General features: G+C 39.3%; 23 protein-coding genes and 1 other RNA gene. 10 read left to right on the top strand and 14 right to left on the bottom strand.

Going from position 1 to position 21,835, the window contains the following annotated elements; translation table 11 throughout:
- Positions 1–10: 10 nt before the first annotated feature.
- The gene (gene mraZ / locus I6F48_RS00750; RefSeq protein WP_007582904.1) at positions 11–469 is read right to left on the bottom strand and encodes a division/cell wall cluster transcriptional repressor MraZ; all 459 of its coding nucleotides are present in this window, start codon (positions 467–469) and stop codon (positions 11–13) included.
- Between the two features lie 496 nt (positions 470–965).
- Between mraZ and I6F48_RS00745 the strand changes: the two genes are divergently transcribed.
- Genes I6F48_RS00745 through I6F48_RS00735 form a run of 3 tightly spaced genes read left to right on the top strand, consistent with a single transcriptional unit; the run spans position 966 to position 2,010 of the window.
- Positions 966–1,304, top strand: coding sequence for a DUF883 domain-containing protein (locus tag I6F48_RS00745; protein ID WP_197118610.1), 339 nt, complete (start codon positions 966–968; stop codon positions 1,302–1,304).
- Positions 1,305–1,310: 6 nt separating this feature from the next.
- A complete protein-coding gene (locus tag I6F48_RS00740) occupies positions 1,311–1,757 on the top strand; it encodes a hypothetical protein (protein WP_197118609.1) in 447 nt (148 codons plus the stop codon).
- A gap of 10 nt (positions 1,758–1,767) precedes the next feature.
- Positions 1,768–2,010, top strand: a complete 243-nt coding sequence (locus I6F48_RS00735; protein ID WP_007582895.1) for a hypothetical protein — start codon at positions 1,768–1,770, stop codon at positions 2,008–2,010.
- Positions 2,011–2,013: 3 nt separating this feature from the next.
- Here the strand turns inward: I6F48_RS00735 and I6F48_RS00730 are convergent, their stop codons facing one another.
- Both I6F48_RS00730 and I6F48_RS00725 read right to left on the bottom strand, forming a co-directional pair.
- Positions 2,014–2,988, bottom strand: a complete 975-nt coding sequence (locus I6F48_RS00730; protein ID WP_197118608.1) for a glutathione S-transferase family protein — start codon at positions 2,986–2,988, stop codon at positions 2,014–2,016.
- A gap of 21 nt (positions 2,989–3,009) precedes the next feature.
- Positions 3,010–3,852: a pirin family protein gene (locus I6F48_RS00725; protein WP_197118607.1), complete on the bottom strand. Its 843-nt coding sequence runs from the start codon at positions 3,850–3,852 to the stop codon at positions 3,010–3,012.
- Positions 3,853–4,053: 201 nt separating this feature from the next.
- On the opposite strand from I6F48_RS00725, the gene I6F48_RS00720 reads away from it, so the two are divergent.
- Both I6F48_RS00720 and I6F48_RS00715 read left to right on the top strand, forming a co-directional pair.
- Entirely contained in the window at positions 4,054–7,158 is a 3,105-nt protein-coding gene (locus I6F48_RS00720; RefSeq protein WP_197118606.1) for a bifunctional diguanylate cyclase/phosphodiesterase, read from the top strand.
- An 89-nt stretch (positions 7,159–7,247) separates the two neighbouring features.
- Positions 7,248–8,135, top strand: a complete 888-nt coding sequence (locus I6F48_RS00715) for a LysR family transcriptional regulator (protein ID WP_165727686.1) — start codon at positions 7,248–7,250, stop codon at positions 8,133–8,135.
- Between the two features lie 3 nt (positions 8,136–8,138).
- Here the strand turns inward: I6F48_RS00715 and I6F48_RS00710 are convergent, their stop codons facing one another.
- Positions 8,139–9,092, bottom strand: a complete 954-nt coding sequence (locus tag I6F48_RS00710) for a YihY/virulence factor BrkB family protein (RefSeq protein WP_007582878.1) — start codon at positions 9,090–9,092, stop codon at positions 8,139–8,141.
- A gap of 117 nt (positions 9,093–9,209) precedes the next feature.
- On the opposite strand from I6F48_RS00710, the gene I6F48_RS00705 reads away from it, so the two are divergent.
- On the top strand, positions 9,210–10,289 hold the full coding sequence (locus I6F48_RS00705; RefSeq protein WP_197118605.1) for a mechanosensitive ion channel family protein: 1,080 nt from the start codon (positions 9,210–9,212) through the stop codon (positions 10,287–10,289).
- Positions 10,290–10,364: 75 nt separating this feature from the next.
- Here the strand turns inward: I6F48_RS00705 and rnpB are convergent.
- An RNA gene (gene rnpB / locus I6F48_RS00700) (RNase P RNA component class A) lies at positions 10,365–10,729 on the bottom strand.
- A 42-nt stretch (positions 10,730–10,771) separates the two neighbouring features.
- Entirely contained in the window at positions 10,772–11,629 is an 858-nt protein-coding gene (rsmI, locus tag I6F48_RS00695) for a 16S rRNA (cytidine(1402)-2'-O)-methyltransferase (protein WP_010554279.1), read from the bottom strand.
- Positions 11,630–11,690: 61 nt separating this feature from the next.
- Here rsmI and I6F48_RS00690 point away from each other — a divergent pair, with 61 nt between their 5' ends.
- Genes I6F48_RS00690 through dolP form a run of 4 tightly spaced genes read left to right on the top strand, consistent with a single transcriptional unit; the run spans position 11,691 to position 15,144 of the window.
- Entirely contained in the window at positions 11,691–13,568 is a 1,878-nt protein-coding gene (locus I6F48_RS00690; protein ID WP_007582872.1) for a penicillin-binding protein activator, read from the top strand.
- A 19-nt stretch (positions 13,569–13,587) separates the two neighbouring features.
- Positions 13,588–13,959 carry a YraN family protein gene (locus tag I6F48_RS00685; protein ID WP_010554278.1) on the top strand — a complete coding sequence of 124 codons (372 nt, stop codon included), beginning with the start codon at positions 13,588–13,590 and terminating at the stop codon, positions 13,957–13,959.
- 32 nt (positions 13,960–13,991) lie between these two features.
- A complete protein-coding gene (locus I6F48_RS00680) occupies positions 13,992–14,585 on the top strand; it encodes an SIS domain-containing protein (RefSeq protein ID WP_002957968.1) in 594 nt (197 codons plus the stop codon).
- Positions 14,578–15,144, top strand: a complete 567-nt coding sequence (dolP, locus tag I6F48_RS00675; RefSeq protein WP_165727690.1) for a division/outer membrane stress-associated lipid-binding lipoprotein — start codon at positions 14,578–14,580, stop codon at positions 15,142–15,144. Before I6F48_RS00680 ends, dolP begins: the two co-directional genes overlap by 8 nt.
- A 59-nt stretch (positions 15,145–15,203) precedes the next feature.
- On the opposite strand, the gene I6F48_RS00670 is transcribed toward dolP, so the two are convergent.
- The 8 genes from I6F48_RS00670 to zapE form a co-directional block, all read right to left on the bottom strand.
- Positions 15,204–15,641, bottom strand: coding sequence for a ClpXP protease specificity-enhancing factor (locus tag I6F48_RS00670; RefSeq protein WP_024593995.1), 438 nt, complete (start codon positions 15,639–15,641; stop codon positions 15,204–15,206).
- Entirely contained in the window at positions 15,641–16,267 is a 627-nt protein-coding gene (sspA, locus tag I6F48_RS00665) for a stringent starvation protein SspA (protein ID WP_002957965.1), read from the bottom strand. The genes I6F48_RS00670 and sspA overlap by 1 nt, the downstream gene beginning before the upstream one ends.
- Positions 16,268–16,347: 80 nt before the next feature.
- Positions 16,348–17,097, bottom strand: coding sequence for a cytochrome c1 (locus tag I6F48_RS00660; protein WP_007580337.1), 750 nt, complete (start codon positions 17,095–17,097; stop codon positions 16,348–16,350).
- The gene (locus tag I6F48_RS00655; RefSeq protein WP_007580335.1) at positions 17,094–18,359 is read right to left on the bottom strand and encodes a cytochrome b; all 1,266 of its coding nucleotides are present in this window, start codon (positions 18,357–18,359) and stop codon (positions 17,094–17,096) included. The genes I6F48_RS00660 and I6F48_RS00655 overlap by 4 nt, the downstream gene beginning before the upstream one ends.
- Entirely contained in the window at positions 18,359–18,949 is a 591-nt protein-coding gene (gene petA, locus I6F48_RS00650) for a ubiquinol-cytochrome c reductase iron-sulfur subunit (RefSeq protein ID WP_007580333.1), read from the bottom strand. The genes I6F48_RS00655 and petA overlap by 1 nt, the downstream gene beginning before the upstream one ends.
- A gap of 581 nt (positions 18,950–19,530) precedes the next feature.
- On the bottom strand, positions 19,531–19,923 hold the full coding sequence (gene rpsI, locus I6F48_RS00645) for a 30S ribosomal protein S9 (protein WP_024590200.1): 393 nt from the start codon (positions 19,921–19,923) through the stop codon (positions 19,531–19,533).
- Positions 19,924–19,931: 8 nt separating this feature from the next.
- A complete protein-coding gene (rplM, locus tag I6F48_RS00640; RefSeq protein ID WP_007378318.1) occupies positions 19,932–20,360 on the bottom strand; it encodes a 50S ribosomal protein L13 in 429 nt (142 codons plus the stop codon).
- A 285-nt stretch (positions 20,361–20,645) separates the two neighbouring features.
- Positions 20,646–21,734, bottom strand: coding sequence for a cell division protein ZapE (zapE, locus tag I6F48_RS00635; RefSeq protein ID WP_197118604.1), 1,089 nt, complete (start codon positions 21,732–21,734; stop codon positions 20,646–20,648).
- Positions 21,735–21,835: the final 101 nt, after the last annotated feature.

The raw sequence follows: 21,835 nt of genomic DNA, 5'->3' as shown, positions 1-21,835 counted from the left end.
TTTTGTGCTGTTAGAGTGTAAAATTATCTAAATCTTGGTTAGGTTCAAAATCGCCAAGCCTTTCAAGCTCAGTATCTTGCTGCATTTGCTCGTGCCAACGCGCCTCATCCCAAATTTCAAATTTATTCATCAAACCAACTAGCATGATTTTTTTGCCAAGTGATGCATGAGCCCTCAGTGACGGCGCAAGCAAAATTCGACCATTTTTATCAAGTTGATATTCAGTAGCATTCCCGAGCAACATACGCTGCATTCGACGGGCTCGTGGGTTCATATTGGAGATTTTAGCTAAACGGCTTTCTATTTCTAGCCACTCAGCCAGCGGATACAACCATAAACACGGCTCATTTAATGCGACGGTACAAATAACCGTTCCCTGATCTTCAGACAATAGAGATTCTCGGTACTTAGTCGGTACCGCAAAACGCCCCTTATCATCCAAACTCAGTGAACTCGCGCCACGAAACATAAAAAACCTACTTTAAAATTGTTTTATTCAACTTTTGTTTATTTTTATCCAGAGTGATCCACTAAAAACCACTTTTTACCACAGTGCTCCAGTTTAGGGCTTGACAAGCCATTTTGTCAAGTAAGCTGACCAGCTTTAGTAAGTCCTAAAGCTAGAAAAAATAAGGGCTCAAGCGAAGCGTTTGAATTACGTGGGAAAAAGTGGGATTGTGATGAAAAAAATATCTATTCTGTTTTTTATAACTTTCTGTTTACACGCTTTGCTTACTGAATAACCAATGAATATTTACAACTTTTTAAGCATTTTTACTCCCTTTGTAAAATTTACCTAACCGTGTAGTAATAGTTACTGTTTACTTTAAATTACCAAATATGAAAAGTTACATACAAACAATAAAAGACAATAAACTCAACAACTTAAAATAAATAACAGTTTTGGTTTAATCATTGCATCATCTAAATCACTATTTAAATTTTTAACTTATTAAGGATTGATTATGGCTACTGCAACAAATACGAAACCAAACACAACTTCAGATGTTAAGCCTGACGTTAAACTAACAAATACTGAATCACCTCTTACAGAGAAAGCAACATCAGCGGCGCACGACGCGGTAGATGCACTTTCTAGCAAAGCAGCAACAGCTGAAAGTAGTGTTCGTAAAGGCGCTTCTAGTTCAGCAGAAGCACTAAGCGAAAAACAACTTATTGCACGCGAAAAGCTGGGGGAATGTACAGCTAAAACTCGTGCCTTTGCGTCTGAAAATCCACTAGCAACTGCAGGTATTGCTTTTGCTGCGGGTATGCTAATTACTTCATTGTTCCGTCGTAAGTAATTAGTGATGAATAACCCACAAACAACCGCAACCAAGGATGGTAATGCACAAGACCAAGCCACTGAGCAGCTGAGCCAAAAGGACGATTGGCAAGATCATATTGCAAAGCTTTTAGAGTACTCTAAGCAGCTCAAGGATGATTACCAAACTCAAGGAAAGATCACCCATCAGCTTGCTAAAGCTGAATGGCGGTTATCGCTTAGATCGCTTGCATTGATCACTATATTTTTAGGCTGTTTTGCCAGTGGTTTGGTTTTGTTGTGGGCAGGATTTCTAGGTGCTGTTGGATACGGTGTATACGATCTTTTTGGGTCAGTATGGCTAAGTATTGCAACAGCTACTTTGCTGCAAGTTGCTTGTTTAGCATGGCTTTGGAAAAATACGGTTTACCTAAGCAATAAAATTGGCTTTAGTAAAACACTTAAAAGCTTAAAACAACTGTTTAACTTATAAGGAAATTAATATGTTGGTTAACTACTTAATTAAAGCACCTAATGAAAACGTTGATGCTCTGAGTAAGCAAATGGATACGCGCAGTGAGTTAAAACGCCAACATCATGCAGCGTTTCAATATAGACTAAAGCGTTTTGCCGCAACTAAAGTGGGACTAACAAGTGCCTTTTTAGCCGGCGCAGCTGTACAAGCAGGGAAAGGCGAAACCAGCTTGGTAAGAAAATACGGCTGGCTTGTTAGGCTGTTTGCTTAAACGCTAAACATTTCTACCGTGATCAGATAAGTAATCAACACTTGGGCCATTTGGCACAACTTGTGTTGGATTGATCATTGTATGGCTAAAATAGTAATGACGCTTAATATGATAAAAATCAACTGTCTGTGCTACTCCCTTAACCTGGTATAGCTCTCTGAGGTATCCGCTCAGTGCAGGATAGCTTTCAATTGTGCGTAAATTACATTTAAAGTGACCAACGTACACACTATCAAACCGAATGAGAGTGGTGAATAATCGCCAATCTGCCTCTGTAGGCTTATCCCCTGTTAAGTACCGCTGTTTGCTCAGTATGCTCTCTACTGAATCGAGTGCTTCAAATAAATCGTTAAATGCCTCTTCATACGCATCCTGAGTTGTTGCGAACCCTGTACTATAAACACCATTATTTATACTTGGATAAATCAACGCGTTTAATTCATCAATTTTTGGTTGCAGCGCCTCAGGGTAGTAGTCATCGTTATTACCTGTTAACTCATTAAACGCACTATTGAACATACGTATAATATCGGCAGACTCATTACTGACAATTTTATTTAGCTTTTTATCCCACAATACGGGAACCGTTACTCGCCCAGAATACTCAGGGTTATTTTTTGTATACACTTGATGTAAGTAATTACTATTAAATAAAGCATCGCCAGTACTGTGGTTTTGCGTATCAAAAGCCCAACCACTATCAAGCATGTCAGGGCTAACAACCGACACCGTAATTAAATCTTGTAACCCTTTTAACGCTCTAAATATAAGCGTTCGATGCGCCCAAGGACACGCAAGTGACACATATAAATGATACCTGTTCGCTTGAGCTTTAAAACCGGCCTCGCCCGTTATTCCAGCGCTACCATCTGCAGTTATCCAGTGACGTAACTGCGCCGCCTCGCGCTCAAACTTACCATTACTTGAATCAGTGTCGTACCATTTATCTTGCCATTGACCGTTAACTAATAATCCCATAAAACTCTCCTAAAAATACCGTTAAATTTTGCCAAACTCGCCGTTTTGATAATCACGCACTGCTTGCTGTACTTCAGCTTGAGTCGTCATTACAAACGGCCCCATATGAGCAATCGGCTGATTAAGTGGATCGCCGGCTAAAACCAATACACCAGCGCCGTGCTCAGAGCTAATATTAATATCACTGCCTGGTTCCAAAATAAGTAACTTGCCCGCTGGTATTGTTTGATTGTCGCTCATTATTAGTGAGCCGCTATGAATATAAAGCATTACTTTTTGTTGGCTAAGAGGCTCTAAATTCATGCTTTTACCAGCGGGTAATGTAATATCAGCGAGCGCCGCATTAGCAGCTAAACTTTGCAGAGCGCTTGTAAGCGTTTCACTTTCGAACTGCCACGATCCCGCAAGTGCTTTTAACGTCACACCTTGCGTATTTGTAAAACTCGGAGCTGGGTTTTTAGTAGTATCTTGATAACGTGAATCACGCATTTTTTCTGCGCTTGGCATGTTTATCCAAATTTGAAAGCCATGCAAACCGTCAACAGCATCCGCGAGTGGCATTTCACTGTGCATGACGCCGCGCCCTGTACTCATCCATTGCACATCGCCTGCTTTAATTGCTTCTCTGTTACCCATTTGGTCACGATGCTCAAAGCCACCTTTTAGAATATAAGTAAACGTTTCAATACCTCGGTGCGGATGCTCAGGAAAGCCTCCCATATAATCTTTTTTGTCGTCTGACTTAAGTTCATCAATCATTAAAAAGGGATCTAAATATTTACCATCAAACCCAGGTATACGGCTAATGCTTACACCATCGCCATCTTGAGTTGCATAAGCTGTAAGTATTTTTGATATTTTCATTTATTAATTCACTCTAAAGAATAAGTTTATGAGGTTATTAAATCATTCATTAAACAAAACAACTATGTCTTTAAATCGACCTTAACATTCCAAAAAATAGAACTATAATGATTCATTGGTTACATTTTCAACCTTATAATTACTATGGTTATTTGGAGTGAATTTGGCTACAATTGTTATTGCAAAATACAAAACTAAGGAATGGTTATTTTTACTTATTCTCTCAAACATCAGCTTTATCGTTTACTTATATTGCTAAGTATTCCGGGCACCGCTGTAATTATTTTTACACTGCTGCTTGAACGCGATCACTCTATTGAGCAAAGCGAAAAAAAAGTAGAAAATATTGCTAAGCAATTAATTTTACAGCAAAAGCACTTAGTCGATGATATTGACCGTTTAGCGCGTTATTTGGCTAAAGAGGAAAGTAAGAAAGAAAATTTAGCAACGACCTGCCCTAATTATTTTAATCAATTTAGATCTATTTACGCACATGTTGCCAATATCGGGATTATAGATCCAAATGGCATTGTTATATGTACAACAAGCGGGTTAGCCAAAACAATTAATATTGCCGATCGGGCGTATTTCCAAAACGCCTTAAAAAGTAACCAATTGTCGGTAGGTTATTTTCAGCACGACCGAAGTCTGCAAAAAAACACCCTTAATTTTGCGTTACCTATTATTAATAAAAAAAATGTAATTCAGGGCGTTGTAGTTATCGTTGTTGCGCTTGACTGGTGGAACAATGCTTTTAATGACATTGAACTTCCGCCAGGCTCTATTGCTGCAATTGCTGATTCTAACGGAAAAATTTTAGCGCGTTATCCACCTACAACGGCCGCTCTTGGCGATAATATTGCACAGACTTTATTAGCAACTGATTCTTCGATTGATAATGAGGCATCAACAAAAATAAAATCTATTGAAGGTGAAGCCCGAATGCTTCACCACTCTGTTATTTACAGCGATCCAAGTAATAACAGCTTAAATATACATATTGCACTTCCTGTCACACATGCTTTAAAGCAAATAAATAATAATTTTTTTATAGCGATTGGTGTGTTTATTTTATCGCTGCTGATACTGTGTTTAATTGCACGTAAACTACTTAAAACCAGCATTATTGACCCAATTAATAATCTAACAAATGCAACAAACGTATTGGCTAAGGGCGAGATGCCCTCACAAAAAATACAACCCAATAATCCAGAGCTAAATACTCTCTATCAGCGTTTTAAATCAATGGCGCAAACTCGGTTAACAGCTGAAGCTAATTTAAAAAACAAGCATGATGAGCTTACTAGCTTGCTTAATACTCTGCCCGATAGTTACGTTAGAATTAACATCCATGGCGATATTCTCAACATAACAGGACAGTTTAAGCCTCAAGTAAATCCTAACAGCACTGTAGTACCTCATTTATCATCAATACTTTCACACAGCAATGTTCAGCTTTTGTTATCGCAGTTATCTAAACTTGATGTTTCGAGTAATTTAGAATTCACACTCGAAAAATCAGATCCTAAACGCAGCTTTGAAGCACGTATTAGCGCAATGCAAAGTAAAAATGAATACGTTGTTGTACTACGAGATATAACACAACGAAAAGTAAATGAAGAAGCACTCCACCTTGCCTCACTAGTGTATAACAACAGTAGTGAAGGCATGGCAATCACCGATCCAACGGGTATCATATTTGATGTAAATCCTGCATTTTGCAAAACGACTTTATATAGTAAAGAAGAAGTAATTGGCCGGTCCTCTTCAATTCTTTCATCAGGAAAACATGATAAGAATTTTTACAATAAAATGTGGTCTGAATTACAGCAAACAGGCCGCTGGCAAGGCGAGGTTATTAACCGTAAAAAAAACGGGCAGCTTTATTCTGAGTGGCTCACAATCGATACTATTTATGATACAAACAACGCACCTATTCGTCGTATCGCGATATTCACAGACCTCACAGAAAAAAAACAAGCTGATGAAACCATTTGGCGACAAGCTCATTTTGATCACCTAACTGACTTACCAAATCGTTTAGAATTAAAGGAGCGATTAAATCAACGATTTTCAAATGTTGTTACTCCAGATAATCAATTGGTTGTCATGCTTTTAGATATTGATCACTTTAAAGATATTAATGACACATTAGGCCATCACTATGGCGATAACTTATTAAAACTCGTATCTCAGCGTATAGTCCAGTCGGCAAAAAATGCTGAGTTTGTGGCACGAATTGGGGGAGATGAGTTTGTTATTGTATTTAGTCACATTAAAAGTACGCGCCATATTAATCAAATTGCGAGTAATATTTTACTTAGTCTATCGTCAGCTTTGCATCTTGAAAACGAAGAGTTATTTATTAGTGCAAGCATAGGCATTGCTTGCGCTCCTAATGATGGTGAAAATACTGAACAGCTTTTAAAGGCAGCCGATCAGGCTATGTATAAAGCAAAAAGTAATGGTCGTAACTGTTTTGAGTTTTTCTCTGCTGACATGCGCGAATATGCACACGCGCGCATGGTGCTATTAAAAGACTTACGAAGTGCCATAGAACTTGAACAGTTTGAGTTATTTTATCAGCCCATAGTTGCTTTAAATGATTTACATATTCATAAAGCTGAAGCGCTTATTCGTTGGCAACATCCCGAAAAAGGCCTAATTAGCCCTATCGCATTTATCCCACTTGCTGAAGAAACCAGGCAAATAAATGCAATTGGTCAATTTGTATTTGCCCAAGCTTTGCAAACACTTAACGATATAAAAACACTAACCGATGATACTTTTCAAATAAGTGTAAACGTATCGCCAGTGCAATTATCCACGCCAGAGAGTGGCATAGATGAATGGTACGATATGCTAAAAGCAGCAAAACTGCCTGCTTCGTCAATTGTCGCAGAAATAACTGAAGGCTTAATGGTTAACCCTGAAGCACTTACGCAAAGACGCCTAAAAGAAATAGTAAAATCAGGTATGCAGCTTGCTCTTGATGATTTTGGTACCGGGTATTCGTCGCTCGCTTACTTACAAGAAATGGACACCGACTATTTAAAAATAGATAAACGTTTTGTTGATAATATTCAAATAGGCAGCCAAGAACTTGCATTGTGTGAAGCCATCATTGTTATGGCACATCAGTTGGGCTTAAAAGTAATCGCCGAAGGAATTGAAACTAAATTACAAATGCAGCTACTACTTGAAGCAGGATGCGATTACGGTCAAGGTTATTTATTTTCAAGACCTTTAAATAAAAGCAGTTTTATGGCACTTCTAGCTGATAAAAAAGTAGCTTTATTAAAATAAATAGACAAAAAATCACTGTTACGCAATAAATAATGCGTCTGCGCGGTCAAGTTAAGCAATCAGATATAAAGTAGTAACAGGATTTAAAAATGGCAAAAGCAACATTAGAGCAATGGCGAATGTTTAAAGCGGTTGTGGATCATGGCGGGTTTGCAGGCGCAAGCGCAGCTGTACATAAAAGTCAGTCAACCGTACACCATGCTGTGCAAAAACTTGAAGCCGCCTTGCAAATTAAGTTGCTTGAAGTAAAAGGCCGTAAAGCATTTTTAACCGATAGCGGTAAGCTGATTTTACGCAGAGCCGAGTTTTTAATTGAGGAAGCGACTAAAATAGAATCGGTAGCAAGTACACTAAGCGAAGGCGTGGAAAGCACATTAAAAATAGCTGTTGATGAGGTTTTTCCACACGCTATTTTATATCAAGCACTTGCTAAAACGAGTGAGCTTTACCCTCTTTTAAAAATTGATTTAGTAGAAAGCGTGCTAACCGGTGCAAACGAATTACTACATAACTCAGTGGTTGATTTAGCCATTTCATCAATTCCTATCTATGGAATTAGTTGCAGTACGTTATGCGATATAGAGTTTATAGCCGTTGCGCATAAAGACCATGTATTACACCAACAAACTGAACAACTCAACTTTCGCGATTTAAAGCTACACCGGCAAATAGTAGTTCGCGATTCAGCAACCCACACCAGTCACAATGATGGCTGGTTAGGTGCAGATATGCGCTGGACAGTAAGCCATTTACGCAACTCTATTGATATGGTTAGTCAAAATTTAGGTTACGCTTGGCTGCCAAAAACACAAATTGCACACTTAATTGAAGATCAAACCCTCATTGCACTTAATTTAGACCAAGGTACAACCCGCACTCTTAATTTATATTTAATGTGCAACGACAACGATAGGCTTGGTCCTGCAGCACAAGAATTTAAAGAGCAAATTACTGCACTTACTAATTTAGCTAATTAATAGCTATTCATTTTTTACATCGAGGTGATCTGCTACATAGGCGCCTCGCTGCCCACGCTCTTTAGCCGGCCCTACAGTGCTATCTTTACCTGTTTGCTGCTCAGTAGCTGCATTAATTACAGCACCTAATGTGATTATATAAGCGCTGATATACAACCACATCAGCATGATCACTACACCACCTAGTGAGCCATACGTTTCGTTGTAACTAGAAAAACGCGACACATAAAATGAAAAACCTATAGATGCTAAAATCCACAGCACGGTAGCAATAGACGACCCCATTGTGATCCAACGCCATTTAGCAGGTTTACGATGTGGGGCATAACGATATAAAAGTACCAATGCAAAATTAAAGGTAAAAGCCAATAATGGCCAAGAAATGAGTTTAATTAATAAATCTATACTTTCTTTTAGTCCCACTAAATTAAGTACAATAGGTAAAATACCAATAATTAATAGCGCAAAAATTGCGACTACAATCGCTCCTACCGAAAATAAAAAGCGCACTAGTTGAGCCTGAAAAAATGAGCGTTTTTCATATTCACGATAACTAATATTACATGCAGTAATAAGTGCTTGGCTGCCCTTTGAACTACTCCAAATAGTAAGTATGAGCGTACCAATTGCACTTAAGCTCAAGCTTGCACTTGATGTTTTAGCAAGGCTAGAAACCTGAGATAAAATCAGTTCACTGGTGCTTGGTGGAAGCAAAGTAACTATTTTACTTAAGTGCTCACTTATATCTGTTGGGGATGAAAAGTACGCATACACTGATACCATCGCCGCAATGGCTGGAAAAATAGCAAGTAACGCATAAAATGCCACACCGGCTGCCACTATAGATAAGTTATCTTCACTCATTTGCTTAAAAATACGTTTAACAATATCCCACCAACCTATAAAAGGGATATGTGCAGGCTGCTCTGCTTGCTGTCCTCGTTTAGCTTCTTTCATTCTAAACCTCAATATTTGTATTACGTTACTACAGCAAAATATTTGCCAAGTTATAAGCGTTTGGTACCAAACTTGCTAATATTTATCTATAAATGACTCTAACACGGAAGATAAGCCATGCTCGGTACCCTAAAAAGCAGTGTAGCGCTAAATAATACAACACCAATAACTGACGTGATCAAAGTTGATACACTTTCGTGGAATTTCTTTTATGAGCAAGGCGTGCAATTACTTCACGTAACAGCGCAAATATTACCCACTATTTTACTCGGCATAATGCTTTTAGTACTCAGTTACTTAATTTCAGGACCACTTTCTAGATTACTAATCAAACCCATTGACTATATGACTGACAGCAAGCTTGTTCACCTAGTTATAAGGCGCAGCATAAGCACCCTAATAATTTTATTTGGGGTATATTTATTTTTACGTTTAGCAGGGCTTACTCAGTTTGCCGTTGCTATTATGAGTGGGACTGGGTTGATAGGTTTAATACTCGGCTTTGCTTTTAGAGACATAGCAGAGAACTTTATTGCCAGTTTATTACTGAGCGTACAAAGACCTTTTAAAATTGACGATGTAATTGAAGTGGATGGCCGATTAGGTATTGTTAAAAAAGTAACAGCAAGAGCAACCACACTTGTTGATTACGATGGCAATCATATTCAAATACCTAATGCGACTGTATATAAAAATACCATTAAAAACCTGACTGCCAATCCAAAAATGCGCGGCAAAGTAGAAATTGGTATTGGCTACGATAACGATATACGCAGCGCACAAACCCTCGCCCTAGATATTGCCAATCAACAAAATGCAGTACTTAGCGACCCACCCGCGCAGGTTTTAATAAAAAACTTAGGCTCATCTACTATTAACTTCGTTTTGTATTTTTGGGTTAATAGCGAGCAGCACAGCCCATTAAAAGTAGGCTCACAACTTATGCGCGAATTAGTAAATGAGTTCACTAAACAAAAAATCAGCATGCCTGATGACGCACGAGAGAGAATTATACTCACCGACCCTAATGAAAATGCTTCTAGCTTAGAGGAAAAACAACCATCGCAAATACAAAGCGAAAAAAGTGAAACTGTTGAGCAAACTAAAACGCTTGATGATGTAAGTAGTGATACCGACGAAATACGTGAACAAGCAGAGCAATCTCGCGATCCAGAACAAGGGAAAAATATTATTTAATAATGCTTAAATTGTATTAACTAAAATTTAAACGCAAAAAAGCCCGCAGCGTTAACTGCAGGCTTTTTATTGAATGAGTGAGTCAGCCGTATAAGCCGGGTTTTGTCCTTTCCGAAGAAAGTGATAATCATTCGTCTAGGCCATAAATCGCTCTATGGCTCAAGCAACCTACCCGGTTCCAACGTGGGCCACGCCATAAGGAACCCTATTTGGTCTTGCTCCGAGTGGAGTTTACCTTGCAACCGACTATTACTAGCGGCCCGGTGCGCTCTTACCGCACCCTTTCACCCTTACCAATCCGAAGATTGGCGGTCTCCTCTCTGCTGCACTTGTCGTGGGCTCACGCCCCCCAGCCGTTAGCTGGCACTCTGCCCTATGGAGCCCGGACTTTCCTCCCCCTGATCATTTTCGTCACAGGCAGCGATCATCTTGGCTGACTCGGCGCGCAGTATACATGAGGCTAATACCAAGCGCAGTAAAATTTACTCTTTTTCTTCAATAATTGTTTTGTATAAAGCGTTTTTCTTCATTCCAAAGTATTCAGCAACAACGCCACAGGCTTTTTTCATTGGCATTTCGCTTTCAAGAAGTGCCAGCATTTTGCGCGCTTCAGGCGGAACATCGTCTATTTGCTTTGGTTTGCCCGGAAGCATAAGCACTATTTCGCCGCGCTGCTTGGTAGGATCATCAGTTAAAAACTGTTTAAGCTCACTTACACTACCATTAAAAAATGTTTCAAAGGTTTTGGTTAGCTCTTTAGCAAACACAACTTGCTGCTCATCACCAAGGGCTAGTGCTAAATCATCAAGGCTTGCCATAATACGGTGCGTACTTTCGTACATTATGCTGGTAATACCTGAGTTAACAGCTTCGGTAAAAAAGTCTTGGCGAGCTTTACTTTTAGCTGGCGTAAAACCAATAAACTGAAAGCGGTCGGTTGGTAAACCTGAACAACATACGGCTGTAATTGCAGCACATGCACCTGGAACAGGTGTAACATGAGCGCCTTGTTCACGACATAGATTTACAACAGCGTAGCCTGGATCACTAATTAGCGGTGTACCAGCGTCAGATACTAAAGCAATATTTAAACCTTGATTAAGTTGATCAATAATTTGTTGTGCTTTTTGCTTTTCGTTGTGGTCGTGTAATGCAAACGTTTTTGCCTTAATACCAAAGTGGCTAAGTAGCTTGCCGGTATGGCGAGTGTCTTCAGCAGCAATTAAGTCAACTTGCGATAATGTCGCAATGGCACGGTGACTTAAGTCGTCATAATTGCCAATTGGGGTGGCAACAATGTAAAGAGTGCCAATTTTCTGTGAATTCTCCTCATTTAACATTGAGGTCTCCTGCGTCAGTCAGTAATATAAGCAAATCGCGTTAACGTATTGGGAAATCATTGTGCGACTTAAACTAGTTAGTCTATTAATTATATTGTCAGGGTTATCGGCGTGTAGCACAACCGAAAAACCAACTAAAAACAGCGATAACGTAAGTAACCGCACTAATGCACTGCAAAATCAGGCAACCAGTGCGCAATCTATCTATCAATTGGCGCAAAACCGCCAAGGTGCCGATAAAATACAGTTATTGTATAGCGCCCGTGATGCAGCAATTAGTGAGCAAAACTGGCCTTTATTAGAGATAATTGGGAATGAGCTTGAATTAACCGCAAGTGTTGATCAAATTCAGAACCGTCTTTATATTGCATTTGCACAAAAACAACAGAATAAAAATGATCAAGCTTTGGTTATTTTACAGTCGCTAGACGGACAACTGACTCAACCTGAGCATTTTGCTTGGCATCAGTTTTTAACGGCCAGTATTTACGCATCGCAAAATTTTCCGAAAAAAGCTGCACCCTACTTTTTTAGGGCCTCTGAAACAGCAACAAAAAATAATATAGAAATCCCTCAACTTAATCAAAATTTGTGGGATAACTTAAAGCAACTTTCTTCTTACGCGCTTGAACGCTTTAACCGTGGTTCGGTTATTCAGCAAGGGTGGGCTAACCTAGCGTTATATCATCAAGTATATGCAAGTAGTGGCGTAGAGTTAGATCAAGCGATCAACAATTGGCGCAGACGCTATATTGGGCATCCGGCTTTTACTGTATTACCTGAACAAGATGAAATGCTTACTGAACTTGCTCCTATCAATATAGAGCGCTTAGTTGTGTTATTTCCACAATCGGGCCCTAACGAACGTTTAGGTGATGCCCTTAAAGCTGGCGTATTAGCTGCACTTGATACGCAAAATATCAACGACACTATTTTTATTGATGAAAACTTAAGTACAGAAGAAATTGCAGCACAACTTGAAGAAATAAAGCCTGACTTTGTAATTGGTCCTCTACTTAAAGCAAATATTGATAAACTTGCCAATGCACAAACTCTTATTGATACTCCGGTACTACATTTAAACACCTTTGATGGTGAGCGAATTTCGCTTCAGCATTATTATTTTGCACTAAACCCTGAGCACGAAGTACAACAAGCCTTAGAACACTTTTTAACTAAGGGCTATCAAAAACCTATGTTGCTTGCACCAAATAACGCAAATGGCCAACGCTTGGTTGATTACTTTAACTTACAGTGGCAACGCTATAGCGAAACCAAGCCGCAAATAGGTTTTTATAACGATAAAAAAGATATGCCTAATACAATTACCAGCTTGTTAGAAGTTGATAAATCAAAAGAGCGCATAAAAACGATTAAAGCACTATTTAAACAGGAAGTAGAAAACGAAACCCGTTCACGTAGTGATATAGACGTTATTTATATTTTGGGTGATGCAATAGAAACACGCTTAATTAAACCTTACCTTGATGTAAACGTAAGTACATTTGCAGATCGTATTCCACTTTATGCCAGCTCTAAAAGTCATAGTAAACAAATTGACAGTACTGACAAAGGCGACTTAGACGGCCTATACTTCACTGAATTGCCGTGGATGCTCGATTCGCAAATTAAACAACATAACTTACGCCAGCAGTATGATTCGTTATGGCCAGAGCAAGTAGATATTAGCCAACGCTTATTTGCAATGGCGTACGATGCTGTATCAATATTACATGACATCAGGCAGTTAAGCGTAATGCCAGGCAATCAATATAGTGGTTTAAGCGGTAAGTTATCTGTTAATACCAGCGGCCATATAGAACGCACGCTCGACTGGGCTCAATATACAAACCGTCGCATTAAGCCTGTGCAATTAGAAACACAACGCCCGGTACCATTGTTTATGCAATCAGCGGGTGACATACAAACTATCAATTAAATTTAATTAAGGGGGCGGCATGTCGTGGTTTAAAGAGCTGTGGCACAATAGTCGCGAAAAAGGCCAGTATTATGAGCTTGAAGCGCAAAAATACTTAGTTACTCAAGGGCTAACACCCATAGAACGTAATTATTACTGCCCCTTTGGTGAGCTTGATGTCATTATGAAAGAAGGCGATACCCTTGTATTCGTTGAGGTTAAGTTTCGCAAAAATAATGCTCGTGGCGGTGCCAACTATGCGCTTAGTCCACAAAAACAAGCTCGATTAAAACGTAGTATTTATCATTACTTAGCAGCTAAAAATTTAACTAACCAAGCTCTAAGAATTGATTATGTAGCCATTACAGGAGAAGCATCTCCTAATATTAATTGGCTTAAAAATGTATTTTAAACGCAAATACAAAGATAAATTATTGGTAGGCTATGCAAGACACAATTAAAGAAATTTTTACAGAAAGCATTCAAGTTCAAATCGCTGCTGGTGAAGTGCTACCTAGTGCGCTTGAGTCAGCTGCATTTACTATTGCACAAAGTCTGATCAACGGAAATAAACTCATTTGCTGCGGTACTGCAAATTGCCACATGCTCGCTCAGCATATGGCGGGTGTGTTGGTTAATCATTATGAAACCGAACGTCCCTGCTTACCTGCAATTGCTCTATCGCAAGAAAACGTTAATCTTGGGCAAAGTACTCAAGTAGACGATCACGATACATTTGCTCGCCAAGTCCGCGCTTTTGCCCAACAAGGTGATTTATTGCTTGTATTGGCTATAAACGGCAACGAAAAACATGTTATTTCTGCCGTTGAAGCTGCACTAACTAAAGATATGAAGGTCATAGTTATGGTTGGTGATGATGGTGGCGAGTTGGTAGGCCTACTTGGACCTAACGATGTTGAAATTAGATCGCCATCTAAACGCCCTAGCCGCATTATCGAATCCCATTTAGTTAACTTACATTGTTTAAGCGAACTTGTTGATTTAACGCTTTTCCCTCAGGATGAAAATTATGTTTAAACACTCTCTTATTGTTTTAGGTACTGTTGTATTACTGCAAGGCTGCGCAGCCGCTGTTGTTGCAGGTACAGCCAGTGCAGTAACTGCAGCGAATGACCGCCGTACTATTGGCTCTCAAATTGACGATAACAATATTGAAATAAAAGCCAGTATTGCACTTAGCGAAGTAGAACGTCTTGAAAAGTTTGCCAATATAAGCGCTGTAAGCGTTAACGGTATTGTTTTACTTGTTGGACAAGTATCTAACGAAGAAATGAGAAACGAAGCGCAGCGCACCATTGAGGGCGTTTCAGGTATTCGTAAAATACATAACCAAATTCGTATTGGCTCAAATACTGGCATTACTACACAAACTCACGACTCTTGGCTAACTTCTAAAGTAAAAGCCCAGCTACTAACAGCAAAAGACATTAGCAGTAATAACATTAAAGTAGTGACAGAAAATGCTGAAGTTTTTTTAATGGGCTTAGTATCTGACTCTGAGTCAACTCAAGCTGTAAATATTGCCCGCAATGTTTCTGGCGTAGAGCGTGTAATTAAAGTATTTGAATACTTGTAAACACAAAATACAGACATAAAAAAACCGCTTATTCAGCGGTTTTTTTTGGCATTTACTTATTATTTAATAACACGTAAATGAGAGCCTTTTTTCTTCTCAGGCTTTTCTGGTGGTGTTTCATCAATATACTCAGCTGATGAATCAACACTTTCAAGCTCTGGCACAAAATCGTCTTCGTCCTCTAAAAACTCATCTGCGGTAAAGACTGTTCCTTCGCCATTTTCACGCGCGTATATTGCAAGCACAGCACCTAGAGGTACATACACTTGCATTGGCTGACCACCAAAGCGCGCACTGAAGCTAAGTTGGGTTAAGTCTAACGAAAACTGTGTGACCGCTGATGGACTTATGTTTAAAACAATTTGTCCGTCTTGAACAAATTGTGTTGGCACTTGTACATTTGCAAATCCAGCGTCTACCACTAAATGCGGTGTACACTCGTTATCGACTATCCAATCAAAAAAAGCACGTAATAAATAAGGACGATTAGGCGTCATTATAAACGGATCTCACGCTCAGCTTCAGTTAAAGAGGCTTGGAATGACTCACGTTCAAATAAACGGATCATGTACTCTTTAAGCTCTTTAGAACCTGCACCATTAAGCTCAATACCAAACTCTGGTAAACGCCATAATAGTGGAGCTAAATAACAGTCTACTAAGCTAAACTCTTCACTCATAAAGTAAGGTGCTTCGCTAAAAATAGGTGCTACAGCAAGCAATGCTTCTGTTAGCTCTTTACGAGCTTGAGCAGCGTCTGACGTGTTGTTACTGATTTTGTCAGCTAGGCTGTACCAATCAGTATCAATACGATGCATCATTAAGCGGCTACGACCACGCATTACCGGGTAAACAGGCATTAGTGGAGGATGAGGAAAACGTTCATCAAGGTATTCCATGATGATGTTTGCCTGGTATAAACCAAGCTCACGGTCAATCAGTGTTGGCACTGTACCGTAAGGGTTAATTTCGTGAAGTGCTTCTGGCAAGTTATCTTTTTCAGCCAAATGAATATCTACACTTACACCTTTTTCCGCAAGTACAATACGTACTTGGTGGCTATACATACAGTTAGCACCAGAAAAAAGGGTCATTACAGGGCGCTTATTGGCAGCTACGGCCATGCCTATACCTCCATTAAATAACTAAAACAGCAAAAGGGGCTTAAGCCCCTATTGCAAAATTACCTTTAAAAATGTTCAACCTAATGAACATCTCTCCAGTATTCTTTCTTAAGCATAAATGCCAAGATAAACAGGATAATTAAAAATCCTATTACCTTAATACCTAGCGCTTCCGATTCAAGACGTGAAGGTTCACCCACGTACTCAAGGAAGTTTGTTAAATCACGAGCCGCTTGGTCGTATTCATCTATGCTTAATTCGCCCGTACCATCTGTTTCAGTAGCAATAACTTTAGTCACAGTGTGACCATGCTCTTGTACTTCTTTAGTGATAGGTGTTGGTAAACCTTGTAGTTCTTGAAGAACGTGAGGCATACCTACCGATGGGAAAACAATGTTGTTAACCCCAAACGGACGAGATTCATCTTTATAAAACGATTTTAAGTACGTGTAAATATAATCTGGTGATTTTACACGAGCAATTAGAGTTAAATCCGGCGGAGCCGCACCAAACCATTTTGCTGCATCGTCTTTTGTAATCGCGTTAGTAATATGACTACCTACTTTAGAGCCGTCAAAAATCAACTGCTCTAAACCAACCTCTGTTGGGATACCGATATCACGAAAAGTACGTTCATAACGTTGATACTGCATTTGGTGACAACCAAGACAGTAGTTCATGAACAACTTTGCACCGCGTTGTAAAGATGGTTGATCAGTAAGGTCGTTGTTCGCTTCCATTAAAGGAACCGATGGACCCGCTGCCATAACCATGTTCGGCAACAAGTTTACTGATAAAGCAAATAAACCAATAATAAGCTTCTTCATCATTTCGTTAACCTCTCTGGCAATGGCTTAGTTTTTTCGTTCTTACTGTATACAAACAACAGTACGAAGAACATAAAGTAAGTCACAGTACAGATTTGAGAAATAATCGTTTTCATATCAGTTTGTGGAGTTGCACCCACCCAACCTAGAAGAACGAAAGTTACAACAAAACCTGCAATGTTCCATTTATGGAAACCACAACGGTAACGAACCGATTTAACTCTACCACGGTCTACCCAAGGTAGTAACGCAAGTACCACAATCGATGCACCCATCGCCGCAACACCGATTAACTTATCAGGGATTGCACGTAATATTGCATAGAATGGCGTAAAGTACCAAACCGGGAAAATATGCTCAGGTGTTTTAAGTGGGTTAGCTGCCTCGAAGTTTGGACCTTCTAAAAAGAAGCCATTCATCGCTGGCATAAAGAACACAACCCAACAGAACAATATTAAGAAACCAACCACACCCACAATATCTTTAACTGTGTAGTAAGGGTGGAACGGTATCGCATCAACAATATCTTTCTTGTCAGTGTAATACTCATGAAATTTAAATTTAGGCTTATCTTCTTCAGCTACTGAGCCTTTCTTACGTTTAATCTCAATACCTTCAGGGTTATTTGAACCCACTTCGTGTAGAGCAACAATGTGTAAGAAAACTAAGATTACAATAACCAGTGGTAGTGCAATTACATGTAATGCAAAGAAGCGGTTAAGCGTTGCACCTGATATTACATAGTCACCACGGATCCAAAGTGTTAAGTCATCACCAATAACCGGAATAGCCCCGAATAAGGAGATGATTACCTGTGCACCCCAGAACGACATTTGCCCCCATGGTAATAAATACCCCATGAATGCTTCAGCCATTAGCGCTAAGAAAATAAACATACCAAATAACCACAGTAACTCACGTGGTTTTTGATAAGAACCGTAGATCATGCCACGGAACATATGCATATATACAACGATGAAAAACGCTGATGCACCGGTTGAGTGCAAGTAACGTAATAACCAGCCATATTCTACATCACGCATGATGTATTCTACTGAAGCGAATGCACCTTCAGAAGACGGAACAAAGTTCATCGTTAACCAAATACCTGTTAGGATTTGGTTTACTAGTACCAACATGGCTAATGAGCCAAAAAAGTACCAGAAGTTGAAGTTTTTAGGTGCTGGATACTGTGCAATATGCATGTTCCAAACACGTGTCATTGGGATACGGTCGTCTATCCAACCAATAATCTTACCAAACATTAGGCTGCCCCTTTTTCTTCGCCCACTAAAATAGTGGTCTCATCAAGAAAAGTATAAGGTGGTATCTCTAAGTTTAATGGAGCAGGTACCGATTGAAATACACGGCCAGCCATATCAAATTTAGAACCATGACATGGGCAATAGAAGCCATCATCGGTTCCTTCAACTTTCTCACTAAAGTTACCTTGGAAAAAGCCAGGTGAACACCCTAAATGCGTACAAATACCTACAGCCAGAAAGATTTCTGGACGTAATGAACGGTAATCATTTGTTGATGATTCTAATTGTTGTGGCTCTTGCGAATGCGGATCACGAAGTTGACCTTCATGTTCTTTCATTTGCTCAAGCATTTTTGGGGTCCGTGATACAACCCATACAGGTTTACCACGCCACTCGACACGTATTAATTGTCCCGGTTCAAGTTTGCTGATATCTACTTCTACAGGCGCACCCGCAGATTTAGCTCGCTCACTTGGATTCCAAGACGCAATAAAAGGAACAGCAGCCCCAGCCGCACCAACACCACCTACAACAGAGGTAGCTATGGTTAAAAAGCGACGTCGGCCATTGTCTACAGGCGCATTGCTCATCCACTTATCTCCACTATGATTCTCAACACTTGCTATATTGAGAACATCAGTTACAGCAGGTTAATTATTCGAATTTTTAAAATAGAAGCGATCATAATTAAAACCCTTGATTAAAACAAGGTTATTCAAAGCCCTATGCTCGAATAAAACTAACTTGATCAAAACTTGATTAAGTAAGCTCGAGAATAAAGCCGAACGACTATAATAACGCTTCTGTAAAAACAATATACTGACCAAGATCAACACCACTAAGAGGAAACAGTAAAAAACTGTACATAGTGCGGTTAAACTCACTCATTTTACTTCAATGCCAATTGTAGCAAAAAATTCCACCAATTAACTGATGGATTTAAACTAATTACGATAATTATTTAACTTTTTTGCAGCTATCTGAGTGTTTTTTAACTTTCGTTTGATTAATACGCAGTTATTAATCAATTTGATCATCATTAATTGCTGCAATCACCCAGTATCACCGTCGATATAAATAACTTTATATTAAGTTGCAAATGTAAACATTTTGATTTGAAAACAAAAAACCCAGCATAAGCTGGGTTTTTGAATTCTTGATAACGTATAGATTAACGTTTTGAGAACTGTGGACGCTTACGCGCTTTCTTAAGACCCACTTTCTTACGTTCAACTTTACGTGCATCACGTGTAACAAAACCTGCTTTACGAAGTTGTGAACGTAATGATTCGTCAAACTCCATAAGTGCACGAGTGATACCATGACGGATAGCACCAGCTTGACCAGTTGTACCACCACCAGAAACGGTGATGTAAAGGTCAAATTTTTCAGTCATATCAACTAGCTCAAGAGCTTGATGAACAACCATGCGTGCTGTTTCGCGACCAAAATACTCTTCTAGAGAGCGTTTGTTGATTACGATGTTACCAGTGCCTGGGCGTAAGAATACGCGAGCACTTGAACTTTTACGACGACCTGTACCGTAGTATTGATTTGCCATGATGGTGCTCCTTAAATGTCTAGAACCTGAGGCTGTTGTGCAGCATGGTTGTGCTCAGTACCTGTGTAAACTTTAAGTTTACGGTACATAGCGCGGCCTAAAGGACCACGTGGCAACATGCCCTTAACAGCCTTCTCGATGATCATTTCAGGCTTTGCAGCTTGAAGTTTATCAAAAGTAGTAGACTTAAGACCACCTGGAAAACCAGAGTGTGAATAGTACACTTTGTTTTTGAATTTGTTACCAGTTACAGTAACTTTTTCAGCGTTGATAACGATGATATAATCACCAGTATCTACGTGCGGTGTATATTCAACTTTATGCTTACCGCGTAGGCGATGAGCGATTTCAGTAGCGATGCGACCTAAAGTTTTACCTTCAGCGTCAACTACGTACCAGTCACGTTTTACTGTTTCTGGTTTAGCAACAAACGTTTTCATTTATAAAAATCCAATGTTTTTCAATTAAAACCACAAGTAGTTAATATTAACTACTGCTCTAAGTTTGCTATAACCCCTTCGAGTTTTAGACTTTTGCGCCGCTCACAAGTGGCTAGACTATATGAGGGCATAGAACGCAACGTGGCAGACGCGGGAGTATACCAGCACTTAAAACACATTGCTACTCGCCGGTTGTTTTTTCCACAAGAAATTTTAGAAATAAGAAGTACTATATATGCACCTCTTATTTTTAATGACTAACCTATTACACTTTTACCTACTAATTTAAACCAAATGCTCTCTAGCTAAATACTCTAGAGACTGCATTTCTTGCAAACGGCTTATACAACGCTTAAATTCAAAGTTTAAATTACCTTGGGTATAAAGTTCGGTAATAGGTTTTTCAGCCGATATAATTAAAGTTACATGGCGCTCGTAAAATTCATCCACTAAAGCAATAAAGCGTCTAGCGGCATCATCATTAGTTTGCCCAAGCTGTTTTACGTTAGAAATAATCACCGTATTATATAAGCGACTAATCTCCATGTAATCAACCTGACTACGCGCTGTTTCGCACAATTCACTAAACTCAAACATCACCACGCATTTGGCTACTTTTCGCGTTTTGATTAAACGACCTTCTATCTCTATCGGCTCATCTAATTGTCCAGGCTCTGACGATAGCTTATCGAAGTATTCAAATAGGTTTTTATCCGCTTCTTTATCTAACGGACTATGAAAAATTTCGGCTTGCTCTAAGGTACGCAACCGATAATCAATACCTGAGTCTACATTAACTATTTCTGTATTGAGCTTAACCAGTTCTATAGCAGGGACAAAGCGGGCACGCTGCAAGCCATTTCTGTAAAGCTCATCAGGCACTATATTAGATGTAGCAACAAGTACTATACCCCGTGCAAATAGCGCTTCCATTAAGCCACCTAGCAACATAGCATCGGTAATGTCTTGAACAAAAAACTCATCAAAACAAATTATGTCTGTTTCTGCTTTGAAAATGTCAGCTATTTTTTCTAATGGATTAGCCGTATTGTTTAGTTTTTTAAGCTCATTATGCACTCGGTGCATAAATCGATGAAAGTGCACGCGCATTTTACGTGTGCCCGGTAGTGATTCGTAAAAAGTGTCAACTAAATAAGTTTTACCACGCCCTACTCCACCCCAAAAGTACAAACCTTTTATAGGCGCAGGTTCATCTTTACTAAATAACTTAGCAAAAAAACCTTTTTGTTTTGGCTTTGCCTGAGTTAGGTCATCGTATAGACGTTGTAAATGGCGCACAGCATTTTCTTGTGCTGCGTCGTGTACAAAGTCATCTCGCTTTAAGTCTTGTTGGTATGTTTGCCAAGGAGTCATATCTATTTACAGTTAAAACACAGTTTAATTTGCAAAGCATATTAACACGCATCATAACTCGGGGTATATTACACTTAGTATGATTTATAATTGAATCGGCA

Origin of the sequence: Pseudoalteromonas sp. SWYJ118, assembly GCF_015864505.1 — a bacterium.
GTDB classification, from domain to species: Bacteria; Pseudomonadota; Gammaproteobacteria; order Enterobacterales; family Alteromonadaceae; genus Pseudoalteromonas; species Pseudoalteromonas arctica.
Note: the sequence above shows the minus strand (reverse complement) of the source record. Positions and strands in the feature narration are given on the sequence as shown.